At 69.9% G+C, this 15,686-nt stretch carries 13 protein-coding genes; 8 read left to right on the top strand and 5 right to left on the bottom strand.

The genetic code is table 11. From position 1 onward, the window contains the following. Positions 1-386 precede the first annotated feature (386 nt). The gene (locus tag Q8O14_01330) at positions 387-806 is read right to left on the bottom strand and encodes a hypothetical protein (GenBank protein MDP2359383.1); all 420 of its coding nucleotides are present in this window, start codon (positions 804-806) and stop codon (positions 387-389) included. A gap of 149 nt (positions 807-955) precedes the next feature. Between Q8O14_01330 and Q8O14_01325 the strand changes: the two genes are divergently transcribed. The 6 genes from Q8O14_01325 (at position 956) to Q8O14_01300 (ending at position 11,063) form a co-directional block, all read left to right on the top strand. Continuing rightward, positions 956-2,032, top strand: coding sequence for a phosphotransferase (locus Q8O14_01325; GenBank protein ID MDP2359382.1), 1,077 nt, complete (start codon positions 956-958; stop codon positions 2,030-2,032). Continuing rightward, positions 2,029-4,014: a glycosyltransferase gene (locus Q8O14_01320; GenBank protein MDP2359381.1), complete on the top strand. Its 1,986-nt coding sequence runs from the start codon at positions 2,029-2,031 to the stop codon at positions 4,012-4,014. Before Q8O14_01325 ends, Q8O14_01320 begins: the two co-directional genes overlap by 4 nt. Next, positions 4,008-5,114 (top strand): phospho-N-acetylmuramoyl-pentapeptide-transferase, encoded by a 1,107-nt coding sequence (gene mraY, locus Q8O14_01315; protein MDP2359380.1) that lies wholly within the window; start codon positions 4,008-4,010, stop codon positions 5,112-5,114. The genes Q8O14_01320 and mraY overlap by 7 nt, the downstream gene beginning before the upstream one ends. Before the next feature lie 96 nt (positions 5,115-5,210). After that, positions 5,211-6,122 (top strand): NTP transferase domain-containing protein, encoded by a 912-nt coding sequence (locus tag Q8O14_01310; GenBank protein MDP2359379.1) that lies wholly within the window; start codon positions 5,211-5,213, stop codon positions 6,120-6,122. Then, on the top strand, positions 6,122-6,961 hold the full coding sequence (locus Q8O14_01305) for an endonuclease/exonuclease/phosphatase family protein (protein MDP2359378.1): 840 nt from the start codon (positions 6,122-6,124) through the stop codon (positions 6,959-6,961). The genes Q8O14_01310 and Q8O14_01305 overlap by 1 nt, the downstream gene beginning before the upstream one ends. 133 nt (positions 6,962-7,094) lie before the next feature. Then, positions 7,095-11,063 carry a C25 family cysteine peptidase gene (locus tag Q8O14_01300; protein MDP2359377.1) on the top strand — a complete coding sequence of 1,323 codons (3,969 nt, stop codon included), beginning with the start codon at positions 7,095-7,097 and terminating at the stop codon, positions 11,061-11,063. Positions 11,064-11,096: 33 nt separating this feature from the next. On the opposite strand, the gene Q8O14_01295 is transcribed toward Q8O14_01300, so the two are convergent. From Q8O14_01295 to upp, 4 genes are all read right to left on the bottom strand, one after another. After that, complete coding sequence (locus Q8O14_01295; protein MDP2359376.1) at positions 11,097-12,011, bottom strand: methyl-accepting chemotaxis protein; 915 nt, start codon at positions 12,009-12,011, stop codon at positions 11,097-11,099. Between the two features lie 16 nt (positions 12,012-12,027). Further along, positions 12,028-12,585: a PAS domain-containing protein gene (locus tag Q8O14_01290; GenBank protein ID MDP2359375.1), complete on the bottom strand. Its 558-nt coding sequence runs from the start codon at positions 12,583-12,585 to the stop codon at positions 12,028-12,030. Between the two features lie 101 nt (positions 12,586-12,686). After that, positions 12,687-13,748 carry a hypothetical protein gene (locus tag Q8O14_01285; GenBank protein ID MDP2359374.1) on the bottom strand — a complete coding sequence of 354 codons (1,062 nt, stop codon included), beginning with the start codon at positions 13,746-13,748 and terminating at the stop codon, positions 12,687-12,689. Positions 13,749-13,842: 94 nt separating this feature from the next. Beyond that, positions 13,843-14,481: a uracil phosphoribosyltransferase gene (gene upp, locus Q8O14_01280; protein ID MDP2359373.1), complete on the bottom strand. Its 639-nt coding sequence runs from the start codon at positions 14,479-14,481 to the stop codon at positions 13,843-13,845. 44 nt (positions 14,482-14,525) lie between these two features. Between upp and Q8O14_01275 the strand changes: the two genes are divergently transcribed. Next, a complete protein-coding gene (locus Q8O14_01275; protein MDP2359372.1) occupies positions 14,526-14,651 on the top strand; it encodes a hypothetical protein in 126 nt (41 codons plus the stop codon). Next, complete coding sequence (locus Q8O14_01270; protein MDP2359371.1) at positions 14,644-15,621, top strand: response regulator; 978 nt, start codon at positions 14,644-14,646, stop codon at positions 15,619-15,621. Before Q8O14_01275 ends, Q8O14_01270 begins: the two co-directional genes overlap by 8 nt. The last annotated feature ends 65 nt before the right edge of the window (positions 15,622-15,686 follow it).

Here is a 15,686-nt window from a genome sequence, read left to right as displayed (position 1 = left end):
GCAGGGGCAGCTTCGTGCAGTGGAACAGGGAGTTGGCGGTCAGGGAGCTTTGTTTCCGGCAACGGGCGCATTGGACCAAGGGCCGGGTCTTCAGCACATGTCCATGGGCGAGTCCACAGCGCGGGCAGCAAAACCCGGTCGGCCAGCGCAGTTGGTACACCGCCGCTCGGCACTGTTCGACGGACCCATATAGGCGTTGAAAGTCAGTCAGGCTGAGACCCTTCTGAAACTGGATACTGAGTGAGGACGGCATGATGGGCTCCTTTCGTGAATTCGTCACGAAGATCAGCCTGGGGTGGGACATGTCAACTCATTGACCTTGATCAGCATCCACTTCGGTAGCTGAAACTGCTGCGTAATCGGGAAATGAGTTGAGGCTCAATTGCTTATCTACTCGCACCGAACCTTTGACATGGAAGACTACTGAAACCGCGAGTAGTTTGCAGATAAAAATGAAATTGATCATTTCGATCACGCAACATCTTTTCCGGAAATCTTTCCGGAAATCTGCTTCTGGCCTTCGCGAGTGGTGTACTTGTGTCCTCCCAGGTGATGCAGCGTTGCCACTGTGAGAACCAGCGCGTGTCCAGTTCCATCAGGACAGCGGATCCCAGGCGCAGCAGGGCATCCTCGTTGCAGAACAGGCTGCCGACACGTGTACGGCGCAGGAATTCTTGCTGGACGCAGACACGCCCCAGCCGGCGTTCTCGCCAGGCCGTGAGTTCCTCGCCTGGCAGCTTGGCTGCCCCGCTGACCTGGGTGGAGCTGACGTACATACCCATGCACTTCTCGAAGACCGCCGTCATCTTGCGTGCGGATGAAGTACAAATTCCCCATGCAGGTCAGCAGGGTGCTCGCTGAGCAGCCCCTTTTCCAGGGCAGAAGAGTAGAAGGTGTGTCAGTTTTCAATCGGCGTTGACACGGGCCTTCCCGCGCCAAAGCCCTACCTTTTTCCATGACCATGCCCGACCCCCTGCCGGATCCCGCGGCCTGCCTGGCGGCGGCCGGCCTGCCCCACGCACAGCCCCGCGCCTGGCGCATGCCGGGCGGCGGCAGCGACCGCGTCATGACCCGGCTCTGGCCCCACGGGGACAGGCCGGAGAGCCTGGTCCTGGTGCAGAACCCCCATCCCCAGACCTTCGGCGGTCCCCTCAACGAGAACCACTCCTTCTGGTACGTGGGCGGCCTGCTCATGGCGGCGGGCGGCCACGGGCCCGCCCTCATCCACGCGGCCCTGGACAAGGGCTGGTACCTGGTGGAGGACCTGGGCGACGAGCTGCTCCTCGACCTGGTGGAGCAGGCCGGGCGCGACCATCCCGAGGTGGAGCGCTGGCTGGGCGAGGTGCTGGAGATCCTGCTGGACCTGCAGATCCGCTTGCAGGAGGTCTTCGACCCGACACGCGTCCACGCCCTGCCCTACGACCACGAGCTGATGACGGTCTGGGAGTCGGGCTACTTCCGCCAGCGCTTCCTGGAGGGCCTGCTTGGCCTGCCCTTCGACCGCGCCGCCCTGGACGCCGAGTGCGACGAGCTGGCCCGCCGGGTGGAGGCGGGCACGCGCCGGGGCGTGCTCTTCCGCGACTTCCAGTCCACCAACGTGCTGCGCAAGGAGGGCCGCTGGCGCCTCATCGACTTCCAGGGCGCGCGCCTGGGGCCGCCCCACTACGACGTGGCCTCCCTCATCAACGACCCCTACCTGCGCCTGGACGCCGGATTGCGCCGTCGTCTGCTGGAGGGCTACGCCCGCCGGCGCCAGGAGCGCGGCCTCGAGCCGGCGGCGGACTTCCTGGCGCTCTACCCGCTGGTGGCCGCCCACCGCATGATGCAGGCGCTTGGCGCCTACGGCCTGCTCAGCAAAGTGAAGGGCAAGTGGTGGTTCCTCCAGCACGTGCCCGCCGCCCTGGGCCATCTGCGCGAGCTGCTGGCGGAGCCGGCCTTCGAGGGCTGCCCGGAGCTGCGCCGGGTGGCGGAGGCCGCCGCCCGCCGGGTGGCGGGGGACGGGCTGGAGCGGCTGCGCGGGGAGGGGGCGTGAACAGGGCGGCCTTCACCGGCGGCGGCACGGGCGGACACGTCTACCCGGCCCTGGCCGTGGCCCAGGTGCTGCTGGCCGATCCCGCCTGGCACGGCCTCTACATCGGCACCCGCGGCCGCGCCGAGGAGCGCATCGTGGCCGGCCTGCGCGAGGGCGGCCAGCTCGATCTGCCCTTCCGCCCCGTCATGGCCATGGGCTTCCCTGGGCTGCGCAGCTGGCGGCTTCCCGCCTTCATGGTCCGGCTCAAGCTGGGCGTGCTGCAGGCCGCCTGGCACCTGCTGCGCTTCCGGCCCCAGGTCCTGGTGGCCACGGGCGGCTACGCCGCCGCGCCCGCCGTCTTCGCCGCGGCCCTGCTGCGCCGCCTGGGCCTGCTGCGCTGCGGCATCCTCATCCACGAGCAGAACGCCACTGTCGGTCTCATGAACCGCCTGGCCGGGCGGCTGGCCGACGTGGTGGCCCTCACCTTCGCCGAGTCGGCGGAGGCCCTCCCCGGCTGCCGTGTCCTCACCGTGGGCTACCCCGTGCGCGCCGGGCTGGAGCAGCTGCCCGACCGGGAGGAGTCCTGCCGCGTCCTGGGGCTGGACCCGGCCCGCCCCGTCCTCTTCATCTTTGGCGGCTCCCAGGGGGCGCGGGCGATCAACCTCGCTCTTTACCGCATCCTGCCGGAGCTGCTGCGCCGCGGCGTGCAGGTCCTGCACGGGACGGGCATGTCGGCCGGCACGGCCTGGGACGCCGGCGCCGAGCATGCCCGCGCCCTGGCCGCCCTGGAGCGCGACGTGGCGGACTGGCCCGCCCTGGCGCCCTCCTACCATGCGCGGCCCTACTTCGACCAGATCCAGCTCGCCTACGCCGCGGCCGACCTCGTCTGCTGCCGCGCCGGCGCGGGGGCCATTTTCGAGCTGCTGGCCATGGGCCGTCCCGCTCTCCTCATCCCCAAGATGGGCCTGCCCGGCGACCACCAGACCGCCAACGCGCGCTGCGCCGAGCGGGCCGGCGCCGCCGCCCTGCTGCTTGAGGAGCCGCTGCTGGCGGAGGGGCGGATCGAGGCCGGGGTCCGGCCGGAGCGGCTGGTGGAGGCCCTCGGCGCCCTGCTGGAGGATCCGGCGCGCCGGCGGGAGATGGCCTCGGCGGCCCACGGCTTCCGCGGCGACGCCCGCCTGCGCATGGCCGCCCTCGCCCTGGACGTGGCGGCGGGACGCCCCCTGCCGGCCGAGGCAGCGCCGGGCGGCGCCCACGGCTCCCCCCGCTCCTTGGAGCGCCTGGGCACGGAGCAGCTCCTCGCCCGGGTGGAGGACCTGCGGGACGAGGCGGACCGCCGCTACGTGGCCTACCGCTGCCTGGCCGCCCTCTGCTCGCCGCAGTGGGCGGAGCGCAACGCCGGCATCAAGCTGGCCACCCGCCTGCGGCTGGACGCCGCCCTGCCCCTGCTCGTCCACCTGGCCGAGGACGCCGCACCGCCCGCCCTGCTGCCGCGGCTGCTGGGCGAGCGACGCCACCAGAACGGCTTCATCCGGCGCAACCTGATGACGGCCTTCGCCGCCCTGCCCGCCACGCCGGACTCCATCCGCGCGCTGCGCCGGGCGCTGGCCGATCCTTACTGGGAGGCCCGCGTGGAGGCCATCCACAGCCTGGCCGTCCTGCACGACCCGCCCGATCCCGCGTTGGAGGCGGCCATGGCGCGCTTCCGCGACCGCGGCAACTTCGAGGAGGCCCGGGCCGTGGCCGATTGGTGGGCCTCCTGCCTGCCGGCGGCGAGCTGGCGGGAATGGCTGTTGCCTCTGGCCCGCCACGCCAACTGCCGGGTGCGCGAAGCGGCCATCCTGGCCCTGGAGCGGCGGGTGCGCCAGGGCGAGCTGCGCCTGGAGGACCTCAAGGGCGAGCTGGACGGCTTCCTGCTCACCAGCACGCACTTCCGGCCGCGTTTCCCCTTGAAGCAGGCGATGCGGGCCCTGGCCGAGCCCCGGGAGAAAGAACCATGCTGATCTGGCTGGCGGAACTCCTGCGCGAGGAGCTGGGCGGCCCCGGCTTCCTGCGCCTCTTCCACTACCTCACCTTCCGCGCCGTGATGGCGGCCATGACCACCTTCGTGGTCAGTCTGCTCATCGGGCGCCGCGTCATCCTTTTCCTCCACCGCCGCCGCATCCGCGACCTGGTGGAGGACTACGGCGTCATCGATGTGAGCAACAAGCGGGGCACGCCCACCATGGGCGGCCTCATGATGATCCTGGCCATCCTGGCCGGCTACCTGCTCTGGCTCAGCCCCTCCAGCCCCTTCGCCTGGGCCGGGCTCTCCGCCCTCGTCTGGTTCGGGGCGGTGGGCCTGCTGGACGACTGGGGCAAGCTGAAGGGCGGCAGCGGCCGCCACGGCCTCTCCCAGCCGGCCAAGCTGGCCCTGCAGGGGATCTACGCCGTCGCTTTCGGCCTCTGGCTCTTCTCGGCCGCCTCGCCCCTGCCCGAGCCCTTGCGTGGCCAACTGCTGCTCCCCTTCATCAAAGGACCGGTGCTGGACCTGGGCTGGCTGGCCGTGCCCTGGGTGGTGGCCGTCTTCCTCAGCGTCTCCAACAGCGTCAACTTCGCCGACGGGATGGACGGACTGGCCGTGGTGCCGGCGGCGGTCGCCTTCATGGTCTACGCCATCTTCGCCTACGTCCTGGGCAACGAGCTGCTCAGCCAGTACCTCCACTTCGAGTCCATCCGCGGCGCGGGCGAGTTGACGGTGCTGGGCGGCGCCGTGATCGGGGCCGGGCTGGGCTTCCTCTGGTACAACTTCTTCCCGGCGCAGGTCTTCATGGGGGACACGGGCAGCATGGCCCTGGGCGGCCTGCTCGCCGCCGTCATGCTCATGCTGCGCCAGGAGGTGCTCTTCCTCATCGTGGGGGGCGTCTTCGTGCTGGAGGGGGCCAGCGTCCTGATCCAGGAGAAGATCGGCATCGGCCTGCTGGGCCGGCGCATCTTCTTCCGCGCGCCCATCCACCACGCCTTCGAGCACCGCGGCGTGGCGGAGACCAAGGTCGTCATCCGCTTCTGGATCGTGGCGCTCATCCTGGGCTTCCTCGGCCTGCTCTCGTTGAAGATCAGGTGAGGAACGCATGGGAGACCGGAGGTGGCGGCAGGACGGACAGCCGCCGGCATGGAGGGCGCCCGGTGAGGCGACAGTCGCACTCCAGTGGGCCATGCCGTGACTGAGCCCATCGGCATCCTGCTGGCCGCCGGACTGGGCATGCGCCTGCGGCCCCTAACCCTGGTGCGACCCAAGCCCCTGGTGCCCCTTCACGGCATCCCGCTGCTGGAGTTCGGGCTGCGGCAGCTGGAGCAGGCCGGCTGCCGGCTGGCCGCGGTCAACGGCCACCATTTGCCGGAGCTTCTGCGCCGCTGGCTGGAGGAGCGGCAGCTCCGCCGCCCCGGCCTGCGCCTGCGCTTCTTCGAGGAACCCGTCCTGCTGGGCGTGGGCGGCGGCCTGGCCCGCATGGCGCGCGAACTGCCCCCCGGACCGCTTCTGGTGCAGAACGGCGACGTGCTGCACGATGGCGACCTGGCCCGTCTGCTGGAATCGGCGCGGCTGGACGAGGGCGGGCTGGCGCTGGCCACGGGGGGGCGGCCCCTGGTGCTGGAGGTGGTGGACGGTGTGGTGCGGGGTCTGCGCGACGCGGCCCGCAGCACGCACGGCTTCACCGGCGTCCACGTCTGGAGCGGGGAGGCGCGGGAGCGGTTGGCCGCCTGGCGGGAGGCGGACCTCATCCCCTTCCTCCGGCGCGAGATCGCCCAGGACCGGCCGCCGCGCACGCTGCCGCTGGCCGTGGCGGGCAGGCCGGGGCTCTGGGTGGACCTGGGCCACCTGGCACGCTACCTTGATCTCCACCACGAGCTGTGGGAGAACCCGGCCTACCGCCGCCTGCTGGACAGATTGGACCTGGGCGCCGACTGGGACGCGGCCCGGCTTCTGAGCGTGGGGCGGGACAGCCGGCTGCCGGAGACGGCCCGCCGCTGCGTGGCCTGGGACGGGGTGGCATGGGAGGGAGAGGCCGCCGACACGGTCTTCCTGGACGGCGTGCGGGGTCGGGGACGGGTCAAGGGAGAGATCGTGTTCTGATGCGCCGGACCATCTCCTTCATCATCTGGATCACGCTGCTGTCCCTGCTTGGCTGGGGCTTGCTCTGGCTCTTCCCCCCGACGCGGCCCGCCGGCGCCACCGAGTTCACGCTGGTGAGCTGGAACGTGCATGGCTTGAACTCGGAGTCGGGCGAGAACACGACCGACCTCATCCTGGATGGCTTGCTCGCCCTGGACGCGGATCTGGTCTGTCTGCAGGAGTTTCCCGTCGCCCGGGCCGGAGCACCGGTCCGCCAGCGGCTGCGCGCCATGGGCTACGAGCACGAGGCGCTCTTCAGCTACGACCATTCCCGCACCCGCTCCTACGGCCAGGGCATGGCCCTCTATTCGCGCCATCCCATCCGGGGGCACGGCGAGTGGCCGCTGCTGCCGCACGGCGAGGGGCGCATCCTGGGGCTGGCCCTGGTCGAGGTGGAGGGCCGGCCGCTGCACGTGGGCCTTGTGCACATGCCCAATTCGGACATCCATCTCAACGGCAAGCGGGCCATGATGGGGAGCGAGATGATGGGGGAGAACCTGCGCACGTTGCAATGCGAGGATCTGCTGGCAAGGGTGGATTCCCTGCGCAGCCAGGCGCTGGTGCTGGCCGGGGACTTCAACACCTTCCCCCTTTCCGCCGCCTGGCGCCTGCTGCGCGGCCGTTACCTGGACGCCTTTCCCTTCACCCGCTGGAGTCAAGGCACTTTCCAGGTGCGGGAGGGGCTTGATGTGAAAATCGACCATATCTTTCATTCACGGAAGGTGCGCAGCCTGGAGGCGCGCGTGCCGCAATTGGCCGGCTCCGACCACCGTCCGGTGTTCGCCCGCCTGCAATTCTGAAGAGGTGCCATCGTCCCTGGCTCCCACTTGATGCCCGACGGGCTGACAGACCCATCCACCCAAAGCGCCCCGCGCGCCCCGACCAGGTGGAAGGGCAGGCACACCGGGAATCCATTCCAGACTGGAGCGGCGCATGCCCACACTCAACCTTCCGCCCGCTGGACCGCGCCGCGTGCCGGTCCTCCTCCTGTCCATCCTCCTCGTCCTGCTGGCCGCCGCCGCGGGTTTCGCCGCGCCGTCGACGGCCGCGCTCCAGGACGACCTTGACGTGACACGCCTGGACGAGCGCGGCCTGGAGGCGGTGCTGCGTCCACGCTGGAGCCTGCTGCCCCTTTCCACGGGCGGACAGCTGGCGCGGGCCGCCCATTGCAGCGACCCCGATCGCCCGCGCCGCCGCCTGCAGGTGGCCCTTCCCCCCGGCTCCCAGGTCGAGGTGACGGTGCTGGGCCTCGCCACCCGCGCCTGCCCCGGTCCCTTGCCGGACACGGGCCTGAGCGGCGCCAACCCGGAGCCGGTGGTGGCCTGGCAGGTGGAGGAGTGGGGGGATCTGCGCGTGCTCAGCATCGTGGCGGATCTGGTGCGGGATGGCGGCGCTGCCGCCGCCCTGGTGGAGGAGCTGCGCCTGCGGGTGGACTTCATCGGGGGATCGGGCGGATTCACCAGCCGTCTCTCGGCCCTGGAGCTGGCGAGCTGCCTGCTCAATCCGGGGCAGGCGGCGGGCTGGGCCCGTCCCCGCATGGCGGGCCGGATGGACAGCCCGCTGTGGGACGGCACGCATTGGGTGCGTCTCCCCGTCACCCAGGAGGGCCTCTACCAGGTGACGCCCGCCCTGCTCACCCAGCTGGGCCTGGCCCCGGCCCAGCTGGACCCGCGGGCGATGAAGCTCTACAGCTACAGCGGCGGCCACATCGACGACGCGCCCGGCGCCGCCCGCAACAGCGAATTCAGACCGCGGGAGATCCCCCTGCTGCGCGAGCACGACGGCGACGCCTCCTTCGAAAACGGCGAGCGCCTCATCTTCCACGGACAAGGCACCGCCCTTCTGCGGCCCACGGCGGTGGGAACGATCGGATTGCGCGACCACCCCTACAGCGACATCAACGTCTACTGGCTGCTGGTGGGCGGCGGCATCCCGGGCCGGGAGATGGCCCCCATCGCCGATCCCTCGGGCGCGACCCCCTTCCCGCTGTCGGCCGTCCGCTGGCGGGGCCTGCTCAACGAGCACAAGACCTATGGCGAGACCTCGGCCCTGGCCTGCGTGGGCGACCTCTTCCGCGCCGGGACGCGGGCCACCTACACCTTCCCCGCCCCCCTGGGCGGGCCCACCGCCCTGCGCCTGGAGTACGACTTCTACCCCGACCTCTTCATGCAGCAGGACAGCCTGCGCTTCGAAATCAACGGACAGGTCTACCCCCTCAGCGGGCGGCCGCACAGCACCCAGCTGGAGGCGACCCTCAACCTGGGCGGGGACCAATTGCGCATCACGCTGGAGCGGCTGAGCGACACGGGCCTGCCCATCCACCTCAACTGGCTGATGCCCAGCTTCGAGGCGCCCGCCCGCTTCATCGACGGCCAGTTGGCCTTTGAGTTGCCGCCCGTGGCGGGCAGCTATCAGGTGCAGATCCAGCAGGCGCCCGCCTCCTTCTATGTGGTGGACGTGACCGATTTCGACTCCCTGCGCGTCTCCCGCCAGGCCCTCCTGACCGACCGCGTGCCGGCGGTGGGCGGGGGGCCGGCCGGTCGGGCCCGGCGCTATTTCGGCGCCACCGATGCCGCCCTGCGCACGCCGGTCGGGGCCAGCCTGGCGACCATGCCCGACCTCAAGCGGGAGGCGGGCAGCGCCGAGCTGATCGTGATCGCCCCCGCCGCCTTCGCCGATGCCGCCGCCGAGCTGGCGGCCGTGCGCAGGGCCGCCGGCATGACGGCGCGTCTGGCCGTGCTGGAGGACATCTACGCCGAATTCAACTGCGGGGTGGTGGATCCGGGGGCCGTGCGCAATTTCCTGCGGCACGAATGGCTGCATGCCCCCGACCCGGCCGGCCACGTCCTGCTGGTGGGCAACGGCCACTACGACTACCGCGGCCTGGTGGCGGGCGGGTATCCGTCACGCATGCCGGCCTGGTACCTCTACAGCACCAGCACCTCGGACGCCGACGCCATGATCGACGACTGGTTCGTCCAGCTCGCCACGCCCGGCCGCCTGGAGATGAGCCTGGGCCGCCTGCCCGCCAACAGCGCCACCGAGGTGGCGGCCTACACGGCCAAACTGGCCGCCTACACGGATGGGACCGCCCGCGGCCCCTGGCGCAACCGCCTGCTCTTCGTGGGGGACGACGAGCACGGCGAAGGCGACCAGGTCAACAGTTTCGAGATGTCGCACAGCCAGGACACGGAGGAGCTGATCCGCAACCGCGTGCCCGATGCCCACGAGGTGGAGCGCCTCTACCTCTTCGAGTACCCCAGCGTCTACAACCCCTCGATCCGGGTCAACCAGAAACCCCTGGCCGAGGCGCGCCTGGTGGCGGCCCTCAACGAGGGCGTGGCCCTGGTCAACTTCCTGGGTCACGGCAACAACACGACCTGGACCCACGAGTACGTCTTCAACGCGGCGCGCCACTACCCGCTGCTGCAGGCCAATGGCCGGCCCGCCGCCTACATCGCCGCCACCTGCTCGTGGGCGGAGGTGGACCTCCCCATCGGCGAGGCCTTTCCCCAGCAGCTGATCAACATGGCGGGGGGGGGGGCGATCGGCGTGCTGGCCGCCACGCGCAAGACGGGCGGATTCAGCAACAACAACTTCGTGGACGACCTCCTCACCATCTTCTTCTCGCGCGATGAGGCGAGCGGCCGCCCGCCCGCCATGGGCGAGGCGGTGCGCCTGGCCAAGAACATCTCCTACGACAGCAACCGGCGCAAGTACATCTGGCTGGGGGATCCCAGCCTGCCACCGGGCTTTCCCGGGGGTGGCGGGGAGGTGTTGGGCCTGAGCAGCGGGGGTGTCGCCGTGGACACGCTGCTCAGCCACGGCCTGGCGGGGGTTGAGATCGCCACCAGCGGCGAGGGCCACGCGCCGGTGCGCGACGGCGTGGTGACCGTCTCGGCGCGGCAGGCGCCCGTCCCGCGGCGCCACGACTACGACCCCTACACCTCGGGCACCTTCTATCACGGCATCAGCCTGGACTACGAGAGCCCCGGTCCCTTGCTTTACTCCGGCAGCGTGGACCTGGCCGCCGGCCGGGCCAGCGTACGCTTCATGGTGCCGGGGGACATCCTGGAAGGCGCCCGCGGCCGCTTGCGCTTCTACTACGAGGGAAGGACGGAGGGGGGGGAAGTCGACGACGGGCTTGTCTACCTGGACCCGCCCTTCACGCGCAATCCCAGCCCCGGCACGGACGCCGAGCCGCCCCGCCTGCGCCTCTTCCTCAACGGACCCCAGTGGCGGCCCGACGACTGGGTGGCCCCCAACTCGCGCATCGTGCTCCAGGTCAGCGACAGCAGCGGCATCAACCTGACCGGCGAGATCGGCCACCGCCTGGAGGTCGAGATCGACGGCGGCATGCCGCGGGACCTCACCTCCACCTTCGAGTACGACCGCGGCAGCTGGACGACGGGCGAGGCGCGCCTCGACCTGCCCCGCCTCGATCCCGGCGAGCATGGGCTGCGGGCCCGCGCCTTCGACAACTACAACAACCCGGGCTACGCCGAGACCACCTTCCGCGTGGTGGACGACGCGGCGCCGCGCCTGGCCGAGGTGGTCAACTTCCCCAATCCGGTGGGTGAGCGGACCCGCTTCACCTTCCACCTGCTGGGCGCCCAGCCCACCTCGCTGCCTGATTGCGAGCTGCAGGTCTACACGGTCAAGGGACGGCGGGTGGCCCGCGAGCGCCTGGCCCTGGCCGGGCAGGGGGGCTTTCTCTGGTCGGAGGAGTGGCGGCCGAGGAACGATCGGGGCGAGGCCCTGGCCCGCGGCATCTACCTATACCGGCTGGCCCTGCGCCTGCCCGAGTTCACCTACAGCCTCATCGACGGGCAGGGCCAGTATGTGGTGCGGCGGCAACGGGCCGCCACGGTGGAGGCGACGGGCAAGCTCATCGTGGAGTGATGGCGGGGACCCCGCCATCGCCCGCGTCGGCGGCTACGGCGCCACGCGGCCGGCGATGCGCTCCGAAACCATGCCGGTGTTGCGCGACACGACGGAGATGCTGCTGCTGATCTCGTGCGTGGCCTTGACCTGCTCCTCCACCGCGTGGGCAATCTCCCCCGTGCTCTGTTCCACGCGAGTGAGCGAGGCGTGGATTCCTACGATGTGACGCACCACCTCATCCATCATCGTCTGCATCTGGCCCACCTCCCGCCGGATCTCCTGGGTGGCCTCGGCCGTGCTGCGGGACAGCTCCTTCACCTCGTTGGCGACCACGGCGAAGCCCTTGCCATGGTGGCCGGCCCGCGCCGCTTCGATGGTTGCGTTGAGCGCCAGCAGGTTCGTCTGGGAAGCCACCCGGCTGATCAGATTGACGATCTTGTTGACCCGACCCACCGCCTGGGTGAGCGGCTCGACCGATCGGGCCGTCTCGCTGCTGGAATGGGCCGTCTCGCGGGCGATGCGCGCAGCGTTGCCGGTCTGGTCCGAAATGGCGGCGGTGGTGACGCCCAGCTCCTCCACGGCCGTGGCCACGGTCATGATGTTGTCCGTGTTCTCCCTGGCAAGCTCCGCGACCATGTCGATCTGCGCCTTGTTCTCTCGCATCTGCCGGCCGGCGGCGTTGATGGTGGTGGCGCCCCGCAGGAAGCTGCCGCGCAGGCCCCGCAACAGGATGGGTCGATGGTAGCGGTCCCGGCTGCACGAGGCCATCATGGCCGAGGACTCTCGCACATAAGCGTCCAGGACGTCGAGGAGCCGGTTGATGGCCAGCCCGAGGGGCGCCAGCCGCTCGTCCAGCTCGACGGTGTCGATGCGGGCCTCCAAATCACCGGTGGCGGCCCGATCGCAGATGGTGATGACCGGCCCGATTTGGGCTTCCAGCTGTCTGTCGAGAAGGATCGTGTCCATGGGTGAGGGTTCCGGCTTAGGGGTGGAGGTTGTCCAGGCTTGTCTGCTTCGACAGGGAGAAGGCGAACTGTCCGTAGTCCTGGCCGCGCTGGGCCATGGTTCTTTCCAGGAGCGCCATGCCCGCCGCCAGGCCGGCCGTGGGGTTGCTGTGCCCTTTCTCCTCCGCCAGGAGGTCGCGGTAGAGCCGGGTGGCGGCCTCCACCCCGTCGGCGTGGGGTGAGCGCCGATTGGAGTGGTAACCGACACAGGCGCCGGCGGCGTCATAACTGGGCGTCACGTGGGCCAACACCCAGTAGCCGTCCCCTTGTCGGTTCATGTTGAGCACGTAGCCGAAGAACTCCTCGCCTGCCTGGACCGTCTCCCAAAGAAGCTTGAAGACGCAGCGGGGCATGGCCGGGTGCCTCACAATGCTGTGCGCCGCTCCAAGCAGGTCCTGCGGGGCGTAGCCCGACACCTCCACGAAGAGGGCGTTGGCATAGGTGATGCGTCCACGGGTGTCCGTCTTGGTGACGATGATCTCGTCGGTGGGGAAGGTCACGAAGCGGCCGGTCGGTGCGGGCTTGTCCAGGCTCATTGCGCTGTTCCATGTTGGGTTGCCGATGTCAGGGATGCCCCCGCATCCCGATGGGAACCCTTATCGACAGTTCAGGTGCTGAACTGAATTGGGTCCGGGAATCAGCCCGCGCGGCGGCGCAACCGGGCCAGACGCTCGGCGAGACGCTTCTGCTCGCTACGATCCAGCGGCAGGGCCAGCGCTTCCCTGGCCAGCCGGCGCGCCGAGTCGCGGTCGCCTTGGCCCATGGCCAGCGCGCTTCGCTTCTCCAGCACGATCACCTGGTTGACCCGCTGCGGCCAGCTGTCCGCCCGCAGGCTGCCCAGCAGCCGACGGTAGACCTGGTCCGCCTCCGCCGGCCGGCCCGCCGCCTCCAGGGCCTCGGCCCAGGGGAAGAGGAAGAGGCGGCTGTCGGGGAAGCGGTCCAGGGCCTGCCGGCAGATGGAGATGGTGCTGTCCGGCCGCCCCAGCTCGAGGTAGATCCAGCAGAGGTTGGCCGCCGGCAGCCAGGGGCTGAAGCGGCCGGCGCGGCGGGCGTGCTCCACCATGGCCAGACCCTCCTGGCGGCGGTCCTTGAGGAAGGGGAGCCAGTTGAGACGCCGCAACTTGACGCTGGTCCAGAAGCGCAGGTTGCCGATGCCCAGCTCGAGGTCGGCCCAGCCCGGGCAGTCCGCCAGCAGGTGCTCCCAGAGGCGGGAGGCGCGCAGGCCCTGTTGGAGGGCGGTGGTCCACTCCTCGCGCCGGCCGGCATGGTAGGCCCGCCAGGCCGCCACGCTGCCCTCCAGGTAGCGCAGGCTGTGGGCGGGGACGCGGAGGTCGCCGCGGGAGCGCAGCCGCTCGATGCGGGCCTGGGCGGAGTCCAGATCGGCCAGGAAAGCGCCCTCCCAGCGGAAGCTCTCCTCGTCCGTCATGCGATAACTGAAGACGGTGGCGCGGTAGAACCAGGGGGCGGGATGCCAGCCCTCCTCGCGCACCAGGCGGTTGAGGTCGAGCAGGGCGGTCGACCAGTCCTGGACAATGCAGGCCTCAATGGCGCGGTTGATGCGTGAGACAGCGAAGGTGTCGGGCGCGCAGGCTCCGGCGGCGGGCCTGGCCAGGAGCAGAACCAGCCCGATGAGGGCGGCGGCTGGGAACAGGCCAATCTTATTGGCCATGCCGTTGGCGCAGTCTGCGGTGGAATGCATGGCCCTCCCCCGGCTCAACGGTCCGACGCACCGTTCACTGGCGGGCTCCATTCCTCACCACCTGAGCTTGTCCATGGCTGTACCCGGGAGTGCGTCAGAATTCCGTCCCGAACATGCGGTCCCCCGCGTCTCCCAGGCCGGGCAGGATGTAGCCGCGCCCGTTGAGTTCGCGATCGAGGGCGACCACGACGAGGGGCACGTCGGGGTGTGTGCGCAGCAGGTGCCCCACACCCTCCGGCGCCGCCAGCAGGCCCGCCATGCGGATGCTGCGGGGCCGCCTCTCCTTCAAATAGCTGAGGGCGGCGCTGGCCGTGCCGCCCGTGGCCAGCATGGGATCCAGCACGATCAGGTCGCGGCCGCGCAGGTCCTGGGGCAGCTTTTTGTAGTAGACGACCGGCTCCAGGCTGACCTCGTCGCGATACAGGCCCAGATGGGCGACCATGGCGTCGGGCACGAGCTGTTTGAAGCCCGGCACCATGCCCAGGCCGGCCCGCAGGATGGGCACCAGCACGATGGGGTGGGCCAGGCGCCGGGTCAGGCAGTCCTCCAGCGGCGTGGCGACGGCGTGCTCGCGGGTCTCCAGATCCCTCGTCACCTCGGGCACGAGGAGGGCGGCCAGCTGCTCGACGCACTTGGCGAATTGTTCCGGTGGCGTGCCCCGGTCACGCAGCAGGGACAGGTAGTGCTGGGCCAGGGGGTGATCCACCACCCGGAGGTTCGAGAAGGCATACATGGAAAAGCCTCGCGTTGTCGATCCAAAGTAGAGGATGGGCCATCATGCCGCAAATCAAGGACTTGGCCGGTCTGCCGGCCAAGGGGGAACCCACGCCGCCTGCCGGGCTTAAGTTCGGGCCGCCACTGGTCGATCAGCTCCAGGTGAAAAGGACATTCCTCCATGTTTGAAGCCATCCGCGGCCTGCCGCCGGACGGCATCGGCTGCAACGGCCTCGAGCTGACCTTCCAGGCCGGCCTGAAGCCCGATCCAGCTTTCGTCGCTTCGGCGCTGACCCATTTCCGCGGATTGCGCTGGACCGGGGATCTCCCTTCTCCGGCCCTGTCCGGGCTGGCCGACGAGGTGGAGGCCTGTCACGCCACCCTTCAACTGCAACATGACTCCACTGGCACCATCTCCGATCTCGCCCTCTTCGGCGCGGCGCTGGCCTCCACCCTGATGCGTCGGCTGGGAGGCGGCGAGACGGTCCTGGATTATCAGGCGGGGCCGGCCACCGCCACCATCCGCTTCGAACCGGCCGACGGTTTCCTCCACAGCTTCGCCTTGCTATATTCGGTCAACTTCCTGCACTACACGTGGCGGGAGGGCGCGGTGGAGCCGCGTCTGGACCAGTTGCTGGAGTTGGCGGAAGTGTTCTTTGGGCAGGAAGCGGCCGCGGAGCTGGACAGCTTGCCGACGCTGGATCGGGTCTTTCCCCAGGAAACCCTCAACAGCTTCGTCAACCTGGTGCATCCGCAGGCGCGCAGCATCGGCCGGCAGCTGACCAAGATCCTCCTGCTGGAGGACAACCGCGAGTTGGGCGAGATCGTCGCCGACATGCTGGCCAGCTGCGGTTACGTCGTCTGCCAAGCCCCCGACGGGATGAGCGGGCTGAATCGCCTGGAACGGGAACGGTTCCAGTTGATTCTCAGCGACATCCAGATGCCGAGGTTGAACGGGATGGGCTTGCTGAAGGTGCTGCATAAGCGGCATCTGAAGATCCCCGTCATCCTCACCACCGGCTACACGGGAATCTGGCAGGAGGACCAGGCCTTGAAGCAGGGCGCGGTGGCCTTCCTGCCCAAGCCTTTCGGAATGGAGGAGCTGATCCGCACGGTGGATCGGGCCCTGGCCGGACAGGGACTCTCCCATTCCTTGTGAACGACCCCTCTTTTTGCTGTGTGTTTGCAGGCGGTTCAGACATCCCAGTCTGGGCCGCCTGCGCT

Source organism: bacterium, from assembly GCA_030685015.1.
Classification (GTDB): Bacteria; CAIWAD01; CAIWAD01; order CAIWAD01; family CAIWAD01; genus CAIWAD01.
Note: the sequence above shows the minus strand (reverse complement) of the source record. Positions and strands in the feature narration are given on the sequence as shown.